Source organism: Rhodococcus sp. BH5, assembly GCF_027583855.1.
GTDB classification, from domain to species: domain Bacteria; phylum Actinomycetota; class Actinomycetes; order Mycobacteriales; family Mycobacteriaceae; genus Rhodococcus_F; species Rhodococcus_F qingshengii.
In genome coordinates this window covers 25,707-44,725 of sequence record NZ_JAJHVW010000001.1, presented here as the reverse complement: position 1 = coordinate 44,725, position 19,019 = coordinate 25,707, and the positions used below count along the sequence as shown (strand labels likewise).

Here is a 19,019-nt window from a genome sequence, read left to right as displayed (position 1 = left end):
TCGGCACATGCGTACCTAACGACCGTACCCTGCGCAGACCGCCGTGTGCAGCGAGACAGGCCGCGACACAACACGAGTTGGCCGGTCCACGCGCAGGTTTTCTACTCGGACGTGAGTCCCTTGTATGCCTCCGCGTCCAGAGTTGCCGCGAGTGCGGCGTCGAGTGTGGCCTCGTCGGCAACCTCGAGTTCGACCAACCAACCCGTGTCGTACGGGTCGGTGTTGACGAGGTCGGGCTGTCCGTCCAATTCACCGTTCGCTGCAAGAACTTTCGCAGTGAACGGAGCAAAGATGTCGGAGACGCTCTTGGTCGACTCGACCTCACCGAGCGATTCACCGGCGGTCACGTCTTCGTCGACAGCGGGAAGCTGGACGAACACGACGTCACCGAGCTGCGACTGAGCAAAGTCGGTGATACCGACTCGAACTGAGGTCGGGCCGGTTCGCTTCACCCACTCGTGCTCCGCGGTGTAGCGCAGATCGGTAGGTGTATCGAGCTCACTCACAGTGGCTTCCTTTCACAGGCCGTCCGAAAGTCGGACGCAAAAAGATCAATTTCCGGGTTGAGCGTATTGGCGCGGATTCAATTGTCGCAAGACGGAGATCGTGACCTGCTGCGATTGCTCGACGGACGACGTTCCGCCATTGCGTGCGACATTGTCGAAGACGCCTCCGGGAATGTTCAACGCTGCCGCCAATGTCGGCGGATCTCCGATCGCGGTCATAGTGTACGGCTGCTCGATCCGGGTTCCGTCCAATTCGATCTCGCCGCCGCGCCCACTCACCCACGAGTTCACGCCGATACGAATGGGTTCGCCGTTCGCACCTGCGATCGAGATGGCTTCGGCACCGGCAGCACGCAGTTCCTGGATGAGATCGAGAATCACTTCCGATCCGACCCCGCCCGCCGGATCTGTCAGGGTCATCGTCACACCCGGTCCAGTGGCCGGAGCGGTCCCCACTTGAATGGAGAGTGAGGTCAGCCGCGCCCGCGCCTCGTCCAGCGCTGCTCCCGTGTTGCCACCGGCTTCCAAAGTGGCAAGCGATTCCTGAAGATTCGCGACTTCCTGCCTCAGCGCGGCTTCGCGCCGATTCAAATTGTCGAGAACCACCAGGAGGTCGGCAGGGCGCGCGGCGTCGAGTGAATCTCCGGCCACTGTGCTGCGTACCTGTGTGGCAATCGCAACGCCGAGCACGCCCAACAGCACAGCAGCGAGGATTGCGAAGACGACGTTGGTGCGGTGTTTGGACGGTGAACGCAACTCGTGACGACCTTCACCCGCAGTGGTGACGGGAGGTTCTTCTTCCGGTTCGGTCGTGGAATGTTCCGCCATGACTCACGCTCCGAACAGTCGGCGTCGCAATGCCGCTGCGTTGCCGAAGATCCGGATACCCAACACGACGACGATCGCCGTCGAGAGTTGAGTACCGACACCCAACTGATCACCGAGCCAGACGATCAACGACGCGACAAGCACGTTGAAGACGAAGGAAACCACGAACACCTTCGCGTCGAAGATTTCGTCCAGATACGCGCGTAGTCCACCGAAGACGGCGTCGAGCGCCGCAACGACAGCGATCGGAAGATAGGGCTGGATCACGTCGGGCACCTGCGGGCTGAAAACTACGCCCAGGACGATGCCGACGACCAGTGCTGCGAGTCCGTACAGGGCGGAACCGGCCTTCATCGAACTCCTTCTGTCACTTGGGTTCTGTGGGTTCTGTTGCCACTCGGACGGCGCGAGGCGCCGCAGGCGGCAGAGTCAACGAATCGTCTTCGGCCACCGCGAAACCGACTCCGTACAGTTGCGAGACGCTAGACATTCTCACGTAGGCGTCGCTGACGACGAATTTCCGCTGCAGTGCTCGCGTGTCTCCGATCGCCTCGACGAGGTACGGGGAGAAAACAGGTTGGTTGTCGACGAGCATCGCGCCGCCCGCCTGACGGATGGTCACCGTCGGCCCGATTCGCACGCCGCCGACGGCGATCGCCTCCGCTCCCCCAGCCCACAGGGCGTTTACGACGGTCTGCAGATCGCGATCGAGAACCACGGTCTTGCCGCCGACACTCCGTTGCGACGCATCCGAGAGGTTCGGGCGTCCGGCCGGGTCGGTCAACGTCACCACCAGTCCCTCCCCGTGAACAGCTTCGGCTCCTGCGCCGGATTCGACCGCTCGCAGTTGGTCGAGGACGGCGCTGCCGCGTGCATCGCCCTCGAGCGCCACGCCGCGCGCGGCGTCGACGGCGCCGCCGAGTGAATCGCGGGACGCGGCCAGTGAATCGATTCGATCCTCCGCATCACGGACCTTCGCCACCAACTCGCTTCGAACCTCTTCGGTGCCGGTCACCTGCTTCGTCGCCTGAACAGCCGAGACCGTGACGATGAACCCGATCAACAGTGCGCCGAGGGCCAGCCACGGCCCCGTCTTCGAGGATCTGTTCTTGGTGTGCTCGTGCTGGCGTTCGAATGCAGTTGCCTCGTAGCCCGGGTCGAGATGTTCGGTCATGAGTGACCGAAGCAGCGACGGTACCGGGTTACGACGGACGTCCTCCCCGGTCGACTTCATCGGGGCACGACCTCGTGGGTTCGCGCAACGTCAACGGCCTTGAGCACGTAGATCGCGGCAGTCCACACGTACAGGACGGTTCCCCAGATCAGGAAAGCGAAACCGAAGGCATGGGTGAACGGTCCGATGGCCCAGTCTCCGTGCCCGGCAAGAATCAACGGCAGCGCGAACATCAGTAGGAAGGTCGCAGCCTTGCCGAGATAAACCACCTCGGGCGGTGGCAGGCCACGCCTGCGGTAGATCGGCAGCGTCAACGCAAGCAGAAGATCACGGCCGATGAGTATCGCTGCGACCCACCAGGGAATGAAATCGCGGGCGACGAAGGTGACCAGTGTCGTCACGACGTACAGACGATCGACCAGCGGGTCGAGAAGCGCTCCCAGACGCGAGGTCTGTCCGAGCACTCTGGCCAGCTTGCCGTCGAGCCAGTCGGTGAACCCGCTGAGCATCAGCAGCGCCAATGCCCAGCCGTCCGAGTGCGTGACGAGCAGCAGGTAGGCGAACAGTGGCAGAGCGAGTAGACGCACGATACTGAGCACGTTGGGAACAGTGAGAATCCGGTCCGTGGGGATCGGTTCTTGTTCGCCAGAGTTCACTGCACACACCTCGCGTCGTTCGATTGCCGTGCGGCCAGCTTTCCACAGCACGACGGACTATTCCCCGAGGCGCCGTAGCCTGAACTGTCCCGAGCGTGTCGAGCTGCCCTTATCTCCAGGCGAACACCGGCTGCTCGAGCTTGTCGATGCGCGTGTGCCGTCCGTTCAGCACTTCGCGGAACTGATAGATGACGGCTCCGGTCGGCGCATGGATCAGGCTCGTTCGGAACGGCCATTGGATCACCGGGTTCGGTGACTCCTCGATGGTGACGAAGCGCGAGTCCACGTCGAGCTCCTCCGACGTGACGGCATACACCTGGGCCACCTCGTCGGGATTGGGTACCAGTCCCCCGATGTCCTCGCCCGACCACATGACGAACGGCCGGATCACGAATCCCGAACGAGTGACGTAGTCGTCGAGCCGGCCGATGATCTTCGACTCGGGAACGTCGACACCCAGCTCCTCGGAAAGTTCCCGAACCGCTGCCTGTTCGGACGACTCGCCCGGGTCGACGCTTCCGCCCGGCAACGCGAATTGACCGGGGTGGGCGCGCATCTTGCTCGGCCGCTTCGTCACCGGGAACACTGGTGTTCCGTCCGCAGTCCGCATGACGACGATGACCACCGACGCCGAGCGCCTTCCGTCCAATTCGACCGACCGAGGTTCGAAAGCGGCAAGTGAGGCGACCACGTGGTCCCGATTCAGTAAATCTCCGTTCACCATGGCTCGACAGTAGCGCCACGAGACTGAGACCCTCAGCCAGTCTGGTCCATTTTGGCCGCTTCGCCTGATTATCGGTCTGTATTCCTGTCATGCTGAACAGGCAGAATCCACCGTGCGGCATGGCGAGAAGAGAACCTCGATGGCTGAGCAGTCCCAGACCCCCACCCCGCAGACCGACCAGAGCGCGCCGGGCGCGTCGAATCGGGCCTCTCGCTTTGCTTCCGACACGCTGAGCGTCCTGCGGCGTGTGCCGTTCACCGCGAGCGTCGTGCTCACCATCACCGTCGTCGGGATCGCGACCGGCGCCCTGTGGAATCACGTCCGTACCTACTCGTGGTTCACCGACATCGCCTACGGAGTTCCTGCCTTGCAGGAAGGCAAGTGGTGGACTCTCGTCACGGGGTGGTTCTTCGGATTGACGCCGGGTCAGTATGTTTCGATCATCGTCGTTTTTGCCTTCGCGGTCGGCTGGTGCGAATGGCGCCTGGGAACCAAGAACGCGGCCATCGTCACGATCAGCGGTCAGTTGGCGGGCGAACTCGGTGCATCGCTCCTCCTCTGGGCGGGCAGCCACACCGACTGGGATTGGGCTCGCAACCTCGCCACCCACCGCGACGTCGGCGTGACTACCGCAATCATCGCCGCACTCGCCGCGACCACAGCAACACTCCGCTCGCCCTGGCGAATGCGAGTGCGCGCCATTCTGTGTGCGTACATTGCGATCGCGTTCCTCTTCGAAGGCCGCCTCGCCGACGTGCAGCACCTCATCGCGGTCGCGATATTCCTGCCGGTGGGCGAGAAGTTCTTCGGCGACGGAGAGCGCGGGTTCATCCCCCGAACGCGACGCGAGATCCGCCTGCTCGGATTCATCGGCCTGCTCCTGATCGGCGTGGTCGAGATCGCCGTCTGGCTGTTCCCCGGAAGCGGACCGTTCGGGCCGACGGAAGCCGAAACCGGTTCGGGCTGGACGGCATTGATCGACGTGGTCATCGTTGCCCTGATCGCGGACCAGTTGCGACGAGGTCGCCGCTGGGCCTGGTGGGTTGCCGTGGTGTTCGGTTCACTGACGGTTTTGGCCACCGCCCTCGTCCTCGTTTCGGTCATCTTCTTCGACTACGAGAGCGCCGGCGCCGTCACGGTCGGTACCGCGCTGCTCTGGCTTCTCGAACTCATCTTGTTGATCAAGGGCCGCCACGCTTTTCACGTACCGATGCGGCGCAAGATTCGAGGCGGGCCGTTGTCCGGGAACGATCCGCGCGCCGCCGCTCGGGACCTGCTCAAACGGCACGGCGGCGGAACCATGTCGTGGATGACGACGTGGGACGGCAACAGTTACTACTTCGGCGAGTCGGGTGAGAGCGTCGTTGCATTCCAACGGCATGTCGGTGTCGTCGTGGTCCTGGCCGATCCGATAGCGAACCCCGACCGACTCGCCGCAGCGGTGGACGAATTCACGACGATGTCCGAAGCCAACGGCCTCACTCCCTGCTTGTTCTCCGTGGGGAAGGAGACAGCCGACGCCGCCACCCGGCGTGGCTGGCGCACCGTTCAGGTCGCCGAAGACACGATCGTCGACCTACCAGAACTGCAGTTCACCGGTAAATCCTGGCAGGACATCCGCTCGGCGCTCAACAAGGCCAAGAAGGACGACATCACCTTCCGGATGACAACATTGGCCGACGAGCCGTTCTCCGTATTGGCTCAGGTGCGCGCCATCTCCGAGGAATGGGTGGGCGACAAGGGGCTACCCGAGATGGGGTTCACCCTCGGAAGCGTCGAGGAGGCGCTCGACCGCGACGTCCGGGTCGGCTTGGCCGTCGACCCGACCGGAAGCATTCACGGCGTCACCTCGTGGTTGCCGGTGTACGGCGAAGGCGGCGTGGTTCAGGGTTGGACACTCGATGTCATGCGTCGACGTCCCGACGGGTTCCGTCCGGTGGTCGAGTTCCTCATCGCATCGTCGGCCCTCGAGTTCAAAGAACAAGGTGCCCAATTCGTCTCACTGTCCGGAGCACCGCTCGCACGCAGCGACGACGGCGCCGACGCCGCATCGATGGACCGCCTGCTGGACATGCTCGGAGCCGCGATGGAACCGCTGTACGGCTTCCGGTCTCTTCACGCGTTCAAGAAGAAGTTCAAGCCGAGGTACGAACCCGTTTTCCTGTGTTTCCGCGACGAGGCCGACCTGCCTCGGATCGGAATCGCACTGACGCGTGCATACCTGCCCGACGCAACGGCTCCTCAGCTGATCAAGCTCGCCACCAGCAAGAGTTGACGCCGTGCGGTCCTGGTTCGAGCACACGGTCGTCGACACCGGCAGGCTCCCGCTGTTCTTCCTCCTACTCGCCTTTGTCCTGACGTTCCTGTTCATCCGCTTCAGCGTCCGGATGATCCGGGCCGAGGTCTCGTGGTGGCCAGGCAATGTCACGCCCGGTGGAATGCACATCCACCACATGGTTTTCGGTTTGATGATGATGCTCGTGTCCGGCTTCGCCTTCATCGCTCTGGCCGACTATCACACCCCGATCGCCAATTGTGTTCTCGCGTCGGTGTTCGGTATCGGCAGCGCGTTGGTCCTCGACGAGTACGCACTCGTGTTGCATCTGCGCGATGTCTACTGGGCCGAGGAAGGTCGCTCGTCCATCGACGCAGTGTTCGTTGCCATCGCGATCTCGTTCCTTTTCCTTCTCGGGGTCCACCCGATCGGGTTCGCGGGAGAGTTCGACCCGTACGAGGAGGACCGTAGCCTGGCGACGTTGATCGGCGTTGTCGTCGCGATCGTGATCCAACTCGGACTCGCCGTGATCACGTTGATGAAGGGCAAACTCTGGACCGGCTTGATCGGGCTGTTCTTCACCCCACTTCTGTTGATCGGAGCAATTCGGTTGAGTCGCCCGGGTGCGCCGTGGGCGCGCTCGCGTTACCGCGACAAGCCGGCGAAGATGAGCCGGGCAGTGGCCCGTGAACAGCGTTATCGCGAGCCGATGATCCACGCGAAGATCTACGTGCAGGAAACGGTGTCGGGAAGTTTCGGTTCCGCTCCCCCGCCCCCACCACCGCTCCCCGTCGTCGACACCACAACCCCCACGTCGAAGGTCGGATTGTCGCGGCGGCTCTCGGACAGAATTCGCTGGCGTCGAACTCGCCGACGACTACGAACAGTCCCCGTCTGGCGTCTCCCCGTGATCCTCGTCGTCCTGTCCGTCGTCACCGCGAACATCCTCGTCGGGATCGACGGAGACCTGGTCAGCGACGGCGACGTCGGTACCATTTCCGAGGGCGTCGACGCCGGGGCCACCGCGACGCTGCTCAGCGTCATCGCCGGCGGGATGATCACTCTCACCGGTCTGGTGTTCACCGCCATCACCCTCGCAATGCAGTTCGGCGCCTCGCAGATTTCGGTGCGGGTGGTCCCGATGCTTGCGCAACAGCGAGTGATGCGGTGGTCGATCGGCATGTTTCTGGCCACGTTCGTCTTCTCCTTGATCATTGCGCTCGATCTGGCGCTCGATTCGGAGAATTCCTCACCGACCATCTCCACGGCGATCGCACTGCTTCTGGCATTGGCCAGTGCGATCCTGTTCATCGCGTTGGTGGCGAAGGTCGGGTCGATTCTCAATTCCAGTCGGTTGCTGCGTTGGATAGCGGCCCAGGGCCGGAGCGCGACGATTCGTGCCTATCCGCTGTACGAGGACCTGCCCTCTGGCGCACCGAAACCCAGTCAGCCGCTCCCCCTACCCCAACCGCGCGAGTCCGAGAACTCCGAGAGCGCCGACGCACTGGTGATTCGCCTGCGCCACCTCTCACCCGACGGCCGGATTCTGCTGGCGATCGACCTCGCACGACTGCAGCGGTTGGCCGGCCGCTGGGACGTCTCGGTCGAAGTCGTCCCCAGCATCGGCGAGTTCGTCGCCCAGAACGCGCCCCTCTTCGAGGTACGCGGACCCTCGCTGAAGGTACGCCCGGACACTTTGATGTCGTGCTTGATCTTCGGTGACACGCACAGCCCGGTCGTCAGCCCCGGTGCAGCGCTTCAGTCGATCGTGGACATCGCGCTCAAGGCACTGTCACCCGCCATCAACGACCCGGGCCGAGCCGTCCAGGCTCTCGACCACATCGAAGATCTTCTGGTACTTCTCGCCCCGCGGGTCCGCTTCGACACGTCAACCTCGGATCTCACGCTGATCCGAGGGCAGCAACGCACCTGGACCGATTACGTGTCCGTCGCCACCGACGAGATCCGGCACTTCAGTACCAATTCCGCGCAGGTCCAGCGTCGTCTGCGCGCGGTATTCGCGACCTTGCTCGAAGCCTGCCCGCCGGACCAGCACCCTCCGCTACTCGAGCGCGTCGACGCACTCGATGCGCAATTGACCCGAGAATGGACCGGCGCACTCGACCTTCGGCTCGCGAGTGTGGCGGATCCGCAGGGATTGGGCTCCGAAGCCGGGGCGACCGGAAGAATTCACCCGCTGATCATCGGGTCTTCGGAACTTCCGGACGATCGTTCATCCGGGCAGACCGAGTCGCGTTCCCAGCCAACCTAATTGACTCGCCAATCCAGCCGACCACACCTGGAAGCTGTGCCCTCCGTCGACCTCGGCGTACTGGACGTCCATCCCTGCGGCCTTTGCGGCTTCGTAGAGCGTTTGAAGACCTGGGCGGTAGTCGTTGTCCTGTTTGCCGACCACGAACACCCCGGCGCTGTCGGGGAACTTCTTCTCCCGGAGCAGATCCTGCGGATTCACTGCCACGAACGCGGCGTCAATGCCGCCGAACGCTGCATCGACCGTCTGCTTGCGATCGCCGAGTGTGGGTTCGATCTGACCGGACAGATCCAGGAACGTCGGATATACCGCGGGGAAGTTCGTTGCCATCTGGAACGCGCAGGTGCCGCCGTAGGAAAGTCCCCCGATCGCCCACTTCCTCGGGTCGGGATCCACCTGGAGGTTCCCGCGCACCCAGTCGGGAACATCGCGCGAAAGGTACGTCGCGACGTTCCCGAGTTGGGAATCGACGCAGAGCGGATTCGCCAGTTCCGACCCGGTCCCGTCAGCAACGACGACAACGGGAGCCAAGCCCGAATGCGCAGCGGCGTAGGTGTCCATGGTCTGGACGAGACGTCCGCCCTGTAGCCAGTCCTCGGGCGCGCCTGGTTGGCCGGCTAGCAGGACCAACACGGGCAACTCCGGTCGTGGGTTGGTGAAATACGCGGGCGGTAGGTAGATCTCGGCGTCGCGGGCGCTGAATCCGGAGACCGTCCCCGCAATCGTGACCGTGCTGACCTTGCCCGCCGACGGCATGTCCGTGGGAGCCTTCCATTGCGAAACCGGTACCGCCCCGTCCTTGCCGTCGTCCAGGTCTGCGAGTGAAACCTTCTCCGCGTCCGAGAGTCCCAGCGCTGTTCCCAACGTCGGATACGACTGGAACTGCAGATTCACGTGAGCCGCGCTCGACACGACCACCAGGAGCACGGAGACCACGGTGAGCACGCGACCGTCGATCCGCGTCGCCGCAAATACCCGCGAAACACCCAGCAGCACGCCGAGAATGCCCAACCCGATCCACACGTAGACCGGACGGGCAATCGGATCGGGGAACGGGTGCCACACCTTCTCGATCAGCCAGTACAGCACGAGAGTGATCGCGATTGCCGCGACGATGCAGACCGGAATCGAGATCAGGACGTGACGCCTCGATCTCGAGAAGATCAGCCACAGAAGTGCCAGAATTCCGAGCACCGTCACCACGGGCGGAACCGGGCCCGTGACCAGCGACAGATCCGTGATCGTGTGCACGTCGTCTCCCGTCGCAGCCCTGTTTAGACAATATCCAAGAACAGGACATTTCGGAGCTGATGGCGTCAGATCACCGCGTTCGACGCCTGGGCACGTAGGTCTCGGGCCAGGTGATCCCGACGCTCGAGAACAAGCCTCCGCAGCGACGCGGGCGCCTCCGCATTGGCCTGGATCCAGGAATCGACAGCAGAGGTGTCTTCAGCTGCCGGGAAGAGTCCGTTCACCAACCGTCGGGCGATCTCGATGCTGCGTTCGGACCACCACTTCCCCAGGGACGAGAAGTACTCTGCCGCATATCCCTCGATCAACGACGGGTCCGTGCCCGAACGGAATCCGGCGATCGTCGCATCCAGGCGGTCGTTCGAGAGTGAGCCGTCAGTGGTCGCCGACGCCCAGGCAGCCGCCTTGGTCTCGGCATCGGGAATCGACGCCGCGGCGCGGACGTACGCCGTTCGACCCGCTGACGTGCTGTCCTTGCTCAGCTCACCGTCGAAGTCGCTCACACTCGCATGGCCGGTCGCCGACAGGGCGATCCACAATGCCCACCGCAGATCAGGATCGAGAGCCAGTCCGACCGGCCCCGGGCAGGTGCCGTCGAGTATCGACCGCACCTCGTCGGCGCGAGCATCGTTGACCGCTGCAGCGGCCGACAGAGCCCGTGCCCATGCCAGCTGTCTTCCGGACTCCGGTTCGGCTTCGAACACCGCCTTCCAGGTCGTTTCCAACCAGCCTGCACTTACATTGGGCCGCAAGCTTTTCGGAACGTAGTGAAGAACCGCGTATTGGGCATCGGTCAGGATCGAGCTGAGAATCGCAAGATCTGTCTCCGCGGGAGCGAATCGTTCCACCATGTCGAGGTACCGGAACACCGAGAGCTGCGCATCACGCACCGAGTTCCACAGCGACGACCAGATCACCCCGCGCGCAAGCGGATCGCTCACGCGGTCCAGGGATGCCTCGACAGTGGACAGAGATTCCGCGTCCAATCGCACCTTGGCGTAGGTGAGGTCTTCGTCGTTGAGCAGTGTGAGTGCTCCGGGCGGAAGGTCGACCGACGTGCGTGATTCGGTGATGTCGAGTTCGACGCGTTCGGTGCGAACAAGGTCTCCGGACTCGTTGTAGTCGTAGATTCCGACTGCGAGCCGATGCGGCCTCGGGTCCGTCTGGACCAGGTCTGTTCCGTCGAGCGACAGCGTGGACACTCCGGTGGTCTGCAACCAGATTCGGGCCCATTCGCGCACATCACGTCCGGAAGTCTCCGCGAGCACGTCGAGCAGATCAACCAGCGTGGTGTTCCCGAAGGCGTGGGCCTTGAAGTACCGTCGTGCCGCTTCGAAGAACGCGTCACCGCCGACGAACGCCACGAGTTGCTTGAGGACACTGGCGCCCTTGGCGTAGGTGATTCCGTCGAAGTTCAGCTTCGCAGCTTCGAGATCGACGATGTCGGCGACGATAGGATGCGTGGTCGGCAGCTGATCTTGGAGGTACGCCCACGCTTTTCGCTTGATGGCAAATGCTACCCAGGCATCGGTGAAGCGAGTAGCTTCGGCGCTGACCAGCGATCCTATGAAGTCGGCGAAGGATTCCTTGAGCCACAAGTCGTCCCACCAGACCATGGTCACGAGATCGCCGAACCACATGTGCGCCATTTCGTGCAGGATCGTGTTGGCGCGGCGCTGATGCTGCTCGTCGGTTGCGGAGCCGCGGAACACGTATGCCTCGGTGAAGGTCACCAGTCCCGGGTTCTCCATGGCGCCGAGGTTGTACTCGGGGACAAAGATCTGGTCGTACTTGCCGAACGGATACGGATAGTCGAAGTACTCGGCGTAGAAGTCCAACCCCTGACGGGTGATGTCGAAAACGTTGTCCGCATCGAGGTGTGGAGCCAACGACGCCCGGCACAGCGCACCCAACTCGACAGTGAGTTCGCCGCGACTCCACGACGACGCCACGCGGTGATACGGCCCGGCCGCGATCGCGGTGATGTAGGTCGAGATCGGCAGCGTCGGGGCGAAAGTGACGCGTTGTGCACCGTCCACGGAGAGAGTCTGGGTCGCGGGCTGATTCGACAGGACTTCCCAGCCGTCAGGTGCTGTCACCTCGAATGTGAAGGGCGCCTTGAGGTCCGGCTGCTCGAAGCAGGCGAAAACACGCCTGGCATCGGCAGGCTCGTATTGCGTGTACAGATACGTCTGATCGTCAGCGTCGTCGACAAATCGGTGCAGCCCTTCACCGGAACGGCTGTAGTGGCCGTGAGCTGCCACCCGAACGACGTTCGATCCGCCGAGTCCGCGCAGCCCGATCCGGGATCCGTCGTACTCCACCGGAATCGACGCACCGTCGACGTCCACGGAATCGACTGCAGCACCGATGAAATCGAGCCACGTGGACTCCACCGAGGACGTCAGATCAATTGTCGTGACCGTCGAAAAGGTCTTCACGGCGGAGTCGACCGCCGATCGCAGATCCAACTCCACCCGGTAACCGGCGACGGAGATGGCTCGAGATCGTTCGGCGACTTCGCTTCGATTCAGGTTCGCAGTACTCACGCACTCGATCCTGCCAGGCCGCGCGCGGCGATGTGAGCCGCCGTGCGCCTATCCCTTGAACGCGCCCTGCCAGACGGTGTCGAACGGCGTGTGTGCCGAGACGCGGCCTTCGATGCCCGCCGTGACGAACTTCTTTGCCAGAGCGACGGCTTCTCCCACGTCGGCGCCTTTTGCCAGCTCCGCGGTCACTGCGGCGGCCAGCGTGCAACCGGCACCCGAGACGCGCTCTTCGCCGACCTTGGGGGCGGAGAGAACAGTCACGTCGGTCCCGTCGAACAACACGTCGACGGCGTCGCCACCGGCGAGTTCGACACCGCCCTTTGCGAGCACGTACTTGGGTCCGAGGTCGTGGATACGACGTGCGGCCTCGATGAGGTCGTCGACGCTTTCGATGCTGTCCATTCCGGCGAGGGTGCGTGCCTCGAACAGGTTGGGTGTGACGACTGTGGCGAGCGGGAGGATCGAATCACGAAGTGCTGTATCGGTATCGAGAGCCGCGCCGGGCTCCTGGCCCTTGCAGATCAGGACCGGGTCGAGGACGACGTGGCGCCAGGACTGCCGACGCAGGCCCTCTGCCACAACCTCGATGGTGGCGGGCGTGCCCAACATGCCGATCTTGACGACGTCCAGATCGTGAGCCGCAGTCGCAGCCTCGATCTGATCAGCGATCACGTCAGGAGCGATCGGTACGAAGCGATGACCCCAGTTGTTCTTGGGATCGAACGAGACGATACATGTGGTGGTCGCTACGCCGTAGACGTCCAATGCCTGGAACGTCTTCAGGTCGACCTGCAGGCCGGCACCGCCAGTCGCTTCGGACCCAGCGATGACATAGGCGAGGTCAACCACAGCACAATCTCCTTCTTCGGACTTTCGAAACGTGCGTGGATGGCCACGAACGCGGGACCCAGTTTATCAACCGTTCCGACGTCTGGTTTTCGGCTATGCGGGCACCGGACTTCCCCACGCGACGTCGTTGTCCTCGTATCCGAACGGCGGACCGACGAACTCGCCGCCGCAGGTGATCAGCGCGAGGGTTTCGGGTCCGTCGAGGCTGTTCAATCGCTCGACCGGCAGCTCTCCGTCCTTGCCGTAGTGATCGACCGCATCGATACGGTAGTTCCAGGTCTGTCCCCCGGCGCCCGCCACGGTCACGACCGAGCCGATTTCCAGTGTCGAGAACTTCTTTCCGAAACCGTCACCCTGATAGATGTCGTTGATGTGTCCGGTGATCACCACGGTGCCCGCGCCGGAGCCGGGAAATGCCGAATCTGCCCACCATCCGATCTCACTGACATCCTCGGGCGGAATGAGCGAGCCGTCCGTCGTCGTCTTGATCGGCAGGATGTCAGCGGTGCTGTTGCCTGTGCGCAGCGTGGTCGGGACATCCGGACCGTCGACCACCGCGCGAATCTCTGGCGGCAAATCTTGTTGGCCGGTCGCGAGGACGCGGGTCGGCGAGTCACCGTCGTCGGAACATCCGCCGATCAAGAGCATCGTCGCCACTACTGCAGCGGCCCACGTTCGGCTGGCCGTGGATCCAGGTGCCGCTGTCACGGACGAGAAGTCGGGCCGGACGGAATCTGGGAAATTGGTACTCGGTTTCCGACGTCACGACCGGGAAGTGCGTCACCGGAATCCCCACCGTTCCCACCGGAACCGTCACCACCGCTGCCGTTTCCGCCACCGCTTCCATTCCCCCCGCCGCCGGGGCCGGGGCCGGGGCACTCACCTCCCGGATCGGTGGTGTCGCCTGCCAAGACAATCTTGACTGCCGAGAGGTTGACCGTCTGGTTCTGCGCGACTTGTCCAGGAGTTGTGACGTCGAATGCGAGCTTGGCACGTACGGGGATGACCGAACCGTCGTCAGCGTCGGTGACCGTTGACCCTGACCGGCCGAGATCTTGGGTCAACGTCATTCTGGAGATCAAATCCTGATCTCCGGTCAAGCCGGCGCCGTCGATCCGAAGGGTCCCTCGGACGGGACTTCCGTGGGCTCTGATCGTCACCGATGCGCGAAACTCGAGGATGTCTCCCGGCACTGTCCGCCACGCCTCGATCGAGTTGATTTTCGTTCCAGGCGATCCAGTCGAGATGTCGTACCAACCGTCGATCACGGCCGGATCGAGTGACATCGAATTTTCGTTGATTTCCGAGTTGCACGCGCGGGTGAGCGAAACGGGGGCAGCCGATCCCACTGCGGGGAGTGCTGTCGACACAACGGTCGCCAAGACGAAGGCCGTCGCGGTGATGCCCGCGGTACGCCTGCCGAAGATCGTCATTCTCTCGCTACCTTTTTCCGCGGACCGTAGCTTCCGGTCAATTCAGTCAAAATACCAGTACAGCTGGACAAATAGGTCGAATTCCGTGCCGAATTCCTCTTGTTTTCTGTGAACTTCGGTTACGAGCAATTTCTCCGCACACGCGTTCCGGCAAGGGGTACATCGGATCAACAGGGGTCAGAAGTTACATTTCGCCCGCACATCGGAGCAGATCGCACTGATTTCTCACCGCATTGGACAGGTATTTCCGTTTCATAGCGGTCAGCCGGTGGAACAACGATCACTACAACGAGCGTGCCGGGCACGTGTCCGGTCGCCCCCCACCGAATCAAGGGAAACCGTCATGTCGGATACAACATCAGTCAAGCAGGGTTTCGCGGTAGGAACATCGATCGGGGCAGCCGTCATCTTGGTGACGGTCGGCATCGTGCAGTTCTTCCAAGGACTCGCTGCCGTCGCCGAAAACGAAGTGTTCGTAGTCGGGATCGACTACGTCTATCAGTTCGACCTGACGACGTGGGGTTGGATCCATCTCGTGTTGGGCGCGCTCGTCGCTCTCGTCGGGCTTGCACTGTTCACCGGAGCGGCCTGGGCGCGGGTGTCGGCAGTGGTGATCTGCGCGATCTCGATCATCGCGAACTTCTTGTGGCTGCCGTACTACCCCTGGTGGTCGACTCTCATCATCGCGCTGAACATCGTCGTGATCTGGGCTGTGTCGACATGGAAGCCCACCCAGACGACGCACGCCGCTACGCATGCACCGTCAACGCCGACTCGATCTGCTTGAGTTGAAAGTATGTGTAGGTGGATGGCGTATTCCGGAGAGCCGATACTGGCCCATGACTTGCTGTTCAGGCCACAGCACTCGCTGATCGACCAGAGCCTGCATTCTCAACTCGGGGCCACGACGACAAATGGCGACGGCTTCGGAATCGGCTGGTACGGGGAAGGCCCCCAACCGGCAGTTTTCAAGAGCATCGAACCCGCGTGGAACGACTCGAACCTGCGCGAAGTCACCTCCCAATTGCGCACCCCTCTGCTGTTCGCTCACATCCGCGCCTCGACGGGAACTGCAGTGCAGCGCAGCAACTGTCACCCGTTCCGGCACCGGCAATGGTTGTGGATGCACAACGGTTCACTACACGGATTCCACGACATGAAACGGGAATTGGTGACTGCCATTGATCCGTCGCTCTTTCCGGATCTCGAAGGATCGACGGACTCGGAAACCTTGTTCTTCCTCGCGCTGACGTTCGGCCTGACCGACGATCCGTTCGAAGGTGTCGCGAGGGCCGTCGGATTCGTCGAGCACACGGCCCGCTCGCAGGGAATCGACAATCCGGTTCAGATGACCGTCGCCACGTCGGATGGCATCTCCACCTGGATCTTTCGCTATTCCAGCGAGCACCAGTCGAGGTCGTTGTTCTTCTCCACCGAGATTTCCACGTTGCGCAAGCTCCATCCTGAGGTGGATGCCCTGCACCATCTGAGTGAGGAGACCCGAATCGTCGTCTCCGAGCCACTACGTGACCTTCCCGGCGCCTGGAACGAGGTTCCCGAATCCGCCGCAGGCGTCATCCGGCCCGGACGGGACGAGATGCGGAGCTTTGTGCCGATCCCACCAGCCTGATTGGGTCATACAACCAGGCATAGCTATGAAATAGCTTGCATTCGAAGCGCTTTCACGAAAACTGAGAAAACGGAAACTCGGCACACTAGTCACGCGAGAGGATGAGCCGGAACGCCAAGCGAGCCTTCTCCGTATCCGGAGTGCCACCAGTGAGCAAATCGTTGTAGATGAACGACTCACCCACGCGAACCAGCAGATATGCCATGTCCTCGACGGGCAGGTCTGGCCGAATCTGCTCCGGTATTTCAGCTTCGATCAGCCTTCGCACGGATTCGACCATCGTGCCCTGAATCGGCCCCAGTCCAGTTGTGAGTATGCACAACGCCTTTTGCGGTTCCCGAGTCAAATACGTCCGGAAGAATTCGGTCTCGATTGTCGCCCGTGCATGGTAAGTGAGGACGTCGACAACCCTTGACGCTCCGCTTCCACCGCACTCCTCGAGGCCCATTCGCCACGTTCGGCGCGCCAGCGAATCGAGCACGTCACCGGTAATTGTGTCGCGATTCCCTGCACGCCGGAACAAGGTGGTCCGATCCACCCCCAACTCGGTGGCCAAAGCGTTCACATCGAGCGGTTTTCCGGCTGCGAACTGTCGTCGGGCGGCACTCAACGCTTCCGCGCGGATGTCACGTGTCTCGGCCATGGAGTGAATGTATCGCTGACGACGTGCTGGTCGGTAGCCGGAGGCGATCAGACGGCGCCATCGACGGCAATCGTTGCAACATTCATTGACTTTGTTGCAGGTGAGTGTTTATGGTTCCCCGGTACGTGATTCCAGTCACAACAGTTCAGTTGTTTACGGAGGAATGCGATGAACGATCACACGTGGACGACCCGACGATGAGCCCACTTCTGCAAGTACGAGACCTCACGGTTGACATTGGGACAGAAACGATTTCGAACAGACTCCTCGACCGAGTGAGCTTCGAGTTGGGGTCGGGCGAAATCACCGGCCTCGTAGGAGAGAGCGGGAGCGGAAAGACACTGACCGGACTCGCTCTGCTCGGTCTCTTGCCCCGTACGGCACCAACCAGCGGAAGCATCCGTTTGGAAGGACAGGAACTTGTGGGTCTGCCCGCCGCCAAGTTGAGGAAAATACGCGGTCGCGACGTCAGTATGGTCTTCCAGGACCCGAGTTCGGCTCTCAACCCCTCCGTCAGCATCGGTCGCCAGATCGTCGATGTGTTGAAGGCCCACCGCGACATCACGAAAGTCGATGCGGAGGACGTGGCTACAGATCTTCTCCACCAGGTCGGACTGGCCGACCCGAGCAGAACCTTGAAGTCGTTCGGGTACGAGCTTTCCGGCGGGATGTGTCAGCGGGTGATGATCGCGATGGCCCTGGCATGCGGTCCGAAGTTGCTGATCGCGGACGAACCGACAACAGCGCTCGACGTCACCATCCAAGCTCAGATTGTCGATCTCCTTCGAGAACTGGCCGAACAGCGCGATCTTGCCGTGTTGTTGATCAGTCACGACCTCGCGGTTGTCGCCGAGGTCGCGGATCGAGTCATCACCATGTTTCGCGGCGAGATCGTCGACGTCGCGCCACGAGACGTGCTGCTTCGGCGGCCCGCGCATCCCTACACGTTCAGCCTTCTCGAGGCGGCACGCTCGACATTCGAAGAAGTCTCCTCCCAATCACCCAAGGCGCGAGGCGATTTCACCACCAAAGCCCCTGCTGACGGCGTGGGTTGCCGATACGTCGCCCGGTGCAACTACTCCGAGGAGCTCTGCATATCCGATCATCCACTTCTGATCGGATCACCGGAATCGGCAACAAGATGTCACCGCAGCGACGAACTCGAGTTGCTCGGACTGGTGAGCTGATGAGCAACACCGACGTCATCGTCGACGTTAGGAATCTGGCAGTCGAGTACGGACGCGGACGCAAAGCTCTTCGCGCGGTCGACGACGTCAGCTTCTCCGTACAGAGGGGCGAAACCCTTGCGATAATCGGTGAATCAGGATCGGGAAAATCCTCGACGGCTCACGCTCTCGCGGGTCTGGTGGCTACGGCCGCAGGCTCCATCACTATGAATCTCGACGACCCGGCGTTCGGCAAGGGTGGATCTTCCCATCTCATTTTTCAAAACCCTACGTCGGCCTTGAACAATCGGATGGCCTCATGGGCTTGCGTAGCCGAGCCGATGGCGCCAGGGCGTCTGCGCATCCCACAGTCCTTGCGGCCGAAAGCCGTCGAGCTGTTGCGTCGGGTCGGTCTCGGCGCTGAGCTTGCCGACCGCCTCCCGACCCAGCTCTCCGGTGGCCAACGCCAACGCGTGACCATCGCTCGTGCACTTGCCTCCAAGGCGCCACTGATTCTCTGCGACGAACCTGTTGCCTCCCTGGATGTTTCGCTTCAGGAAGAGGTGTTGCAACTTCTTGCCGATCTCCGAGAAGAACATGACCTCACGTACATCTTCATTTCGCACGATTTGGGTTCGGTGGCACGGATCGCCGATCGCGTCGCGGTGATGTACCTCGGCCGAATCGTCGAGATCGGACCGGTTGCCACGGTCCTGAGGACTCCATCGCACCCCTACACGCAGGCGCTTCTCGCCGCGGCCCCGCACATCGAACTCGAGCGGCGCAGTCGTCGGAAAGCATTGGTGCGGGGCGAGTTACCCGACCCACGGAATCCACCCTCGGGTTGTCGATTCCGCACCCGCTGCCCGTTTGCGATGGATCGCTGTGCGTCGGAAGCGCCGTCACTTCGCGCGGCCTCGAATTCCGCACACAGCTCCGCCTGCCATCTATCGTCCCCGGCCACATCGACCGGAATCTCCAACCCGCCGCAGTAAATGCGTGCCGCGTCAGTCTCCCCCTTCCGAGAAGACCAAAGCGAAAGTCCACCATATGAATCCGCGTC

Annotated in this window: 18 protein-coding genes; 6 read left to right on the top strand and 12 right to left on the bottom strand. The window is 62.4% G+C overall.

Annotated features, from left to right (window positions below; all coding sequences use genetic code 11):
- Positions 1–101: 101 nt before the first annotated feature.
- The 6 genes from gcvH to RhoBH5_RS00205 all read right to left on the bottom strand — a co-directional run bounded on the left by gcvH (position 102) and on the right by RhoBH5_RS00205 (position 3,888).
- The gene (gene gcvH / locus RhoBH5_RS00230; protein WP_003946160.1) at positions 102–506 is read right to left on the bottom strand and encodes a glycine cleavage system protein GcvH; all 405 of its coding nucleotides are present in this window, start codon (positions 504–506) and stop codon (positions 102–104) included.
- A 45-nt stretch (positions 507–551) separates the two neighbouring features.
- Entirely contained in the window at positions 552–1,334 is a 783-nt protein-coding gene (locus RhoBH5_RS00225) for a DUF881 domain-containing protein (protein ID WP_270007839.1), read from the bottom strand.
- 3 nt (positions 1,335–1,337) lie between these two features.
- A complete protein-coding gene (locus RhoBH5_RS00220; protein WP_003946178.1) occupies positions 1,338–1,688 on the bottom strand; it encodes a small basic family protein in 351 nt (116 codons plus the stop codon).
- 13 nt (positions 1,689–1,701) lie between these two features.
- Positions 1,702–2,568 (bottom strand): DUF881 domain-containing protein, encoded by an 867-nt coding sequence (locus RhoBH5_RS00215; RefSeq protein WP_003946177.1) that lies wholly within the window; start codon positions 2,566–2,568, stop codon positions 1,702–1,704.
- Complete coding sequence (locus tag RhoBH5_RS00210) at positions 2,565–3,164, bottom strand: CDP-alcohol phosphatidyltransferase family protein (protein ID WP_030537518.1); 600 nt, start codon at positions 3,162–3,164, stop codon at positions 2,565–2,567. Before RhoBH5_RS00210 ends, RhoBH5_RS00215 begins: the two co-directional genes overlap by 4 nt.
- Before the next feature lie 109 nt (positions 3,165–3,273).
- A complete protein-coding gene (locus tag RhoBH5_RS00205) occupies positions 3,274–3,888 on the bottom strand; it encodes an NUDIX hydrolase (RefSeq protein WP_003946186.1) in 615 nt (204 codons plus the stop codon).
- A gap of 139 nt (positions 3,889–4,027) precedes the next feature.
- Here RhoBH5_RS00205 and RhoBH5_RS00200 point away from each other — a divergent pair, with 139 nt between their 5' ends.
- The gene (locus tag RhoBH5_RS00200; RefSeq protein WP_270007838.1) at positions 4,028–6,163 is read left to right on the top strand and encodes a bifunctional lysylphosphatidylglycerol flippase/synthetase MprF; all 2,136 of its coding nucleotides are present in this window, start codon (positions 4,028–4,030) and stop codon (positions 6,161–6,163) included.
- Between the two features lie 4 nt (positions 6,164–6,167).
- On the top strand, positions 6,168–8,435 hold the full coding sequence (locus RhoBH5_RS00195; RefSeq protein WP_050656168.1) for a DUF2254 family protein: 2,268 nt from the start codon (positions 6,168–6,170) through the stop codon (positions 8,433–8,435).
- Here the strand turns inward: RhoBH5_RS00195 and RhoBH5_RS00190 are convergent.
- From RhoBH5_RS00190 to RhoBH5_RS00170, 5 genes are all read right to left on the bottom strand, one after another.
- The gene (locus RhoBH5_RS00190; protein ID WP_050656167.1) at positions 8,397–9,686 is read right to left on the bottom strand and encodes an alpha/beta hydrolase; all 1,290 of its coding nucleotides are present in this window, start codon (positions 9,684–9,686) and stop codon (positions 8,397–8,399) included. The genes RhoBH5_RS00195 and RhoBH5_RS00190 overlap by 39 nt on opposite strands.
- Positions 9,687–9,751: 65 nt before the next feature.
- Positions 9,752–12,235 carry an aminopeptidase N gene (pepN, locus tag RhoBH5_RS00185; RefSeq protein ID WP_270007837.1) on the bottom strand — a complete coding sequence of 828 codons (2,484 nt, stop codon included), beginning with the start codon at positions 12,233–12,235 and terminating at the stop codon, positions 9,752–9,754.
- 48 nt (positions 12,236–12,283) lie between these two features.
- Positions 12,284–13,084 carry a bifunctional hydroxymethylpyrimidine kinase/phosphomethylpyrimidine kinase gene (thiD, locus tag RhoBH5_RS00180; RefSeq protein ID WP_003946192.1) on the bottom strand — a complete coding sequence of 267 codons (801 nt, stop codon included), beginning with the start codon at positions 13,082–13,084 and terminating at the stop codon, positions 12,284–12,286.
- A 93-nt stretch (positions 13,085–13,177) separates the two neighbouring features.
- A complete protein-coding gene (locus RhoBH5_RS00175; RefSeq protein WP_235808411.1) occupies positions 13,178–13,792 on the bottom strand; it encodes a class F sortase in 615 nt (204 codons plus the stop codon).
- Positions 13,789–14,517, bottom strand: coding sequence for a hypothetical protein (locus RhoBH5_RS00170; protein ID WP_050656165.1), 729 nt, complete (start codon positions 14,515–14,517; stop codon positions 13,789–13,791). Before RhoBH5_RS00170 ends, RhoBH5_RS00175 begins: the two co-directional genes overlap by 4 nt.
- A 343-nt stretch (positions 14,518–14,860) precedes the next feature.
- Between RhoBH5_RS00170 and RhoBH5_RS00165 the strand changes: the two genes are divergently transcribed.
- Together RhoBH5_RS00165 and RhoBH5_RS00160 are read left to right on the top strand one after the other, a co-directional pair.
- On the top strand, positions 14,861–15,304 hold the full coding sequence (locus RhoBH5_RS00165; protein ID WP_042451026.1) for a DUF7144 family membrane protein: 444 nt from the start codon (positions 14,861–14,863) through the stop codon (positions 15,302–15,304).
- 21 nt (positions 15,305–15,325) lie between these two features.
- On the top strand, positions 15,326–16,147 hold the full coding sequence (locus tag RhoBH5_RS00160) for a class II glutamine amidotransferase (protein ID WP_031331541.1): 822 nt from the start codon (positions 15,326–15,328) through the stop codon (positions 16,145–16,147).
- 85 nt (positions 16,148–16,232) lie between these two features.
- On the opposite strand, the gene RhoBH5_RS00155 is transcribed toward RhoBH5_RS00160, so the two are convergent.
- A complete protein-coding gene (locus tag RhoBH5_RS00155) occupies positions 16,233–16,790 on the bottom strand; it encodes a QsdR family transcriptional regulator (protein ID WP_021333511.1) in 558 nt (185 codons plus the stop codon).
- 275 nt (positions 16,791–17,065) lie between these two features.
- Between RhoBH5_RS00155 and RhoBH5_RS00150 the strand changes: the two genes are divergently transcribed.
- Both RhoBH5_RS00150 and RhoBH5_RS00145 read left to right on the top strand, forming a co-directional pair.
- Positions 17,066–17,977 carry an ABC transporter ATP-binding protein gene (locus tag RhoBH5_RS00150; RefSeq protein WP_270007836.1) on the top strand — a complete coding sequence of 304 codons (912 nt, stop codon included), beginning with the start codon at positions 17,066–17,068 and terminating at the stop codon, positions 17,975–17,977.
- Positions 17,977–18,951 carry an oligopeptide/dipeptide ABC transporter ATP-binding protein gene (locus RhoBH5_RS00145; protein ID WP_021333513.1) on the top strand — a complete coding sequence of 325 codons (975 nt, stop codon included), beginning with the start codon at positions 17,977–17,979 and terminating at the stop codon, positions 18,949–18,951. The genes RhoBH5_RS00150 and RhoBH5_RS00145 overlap by 1 nt, the downstream gene beginning before the upstream one ends.
- Positions 18,952–19,019: the final 68 nt, after the last annotated feature.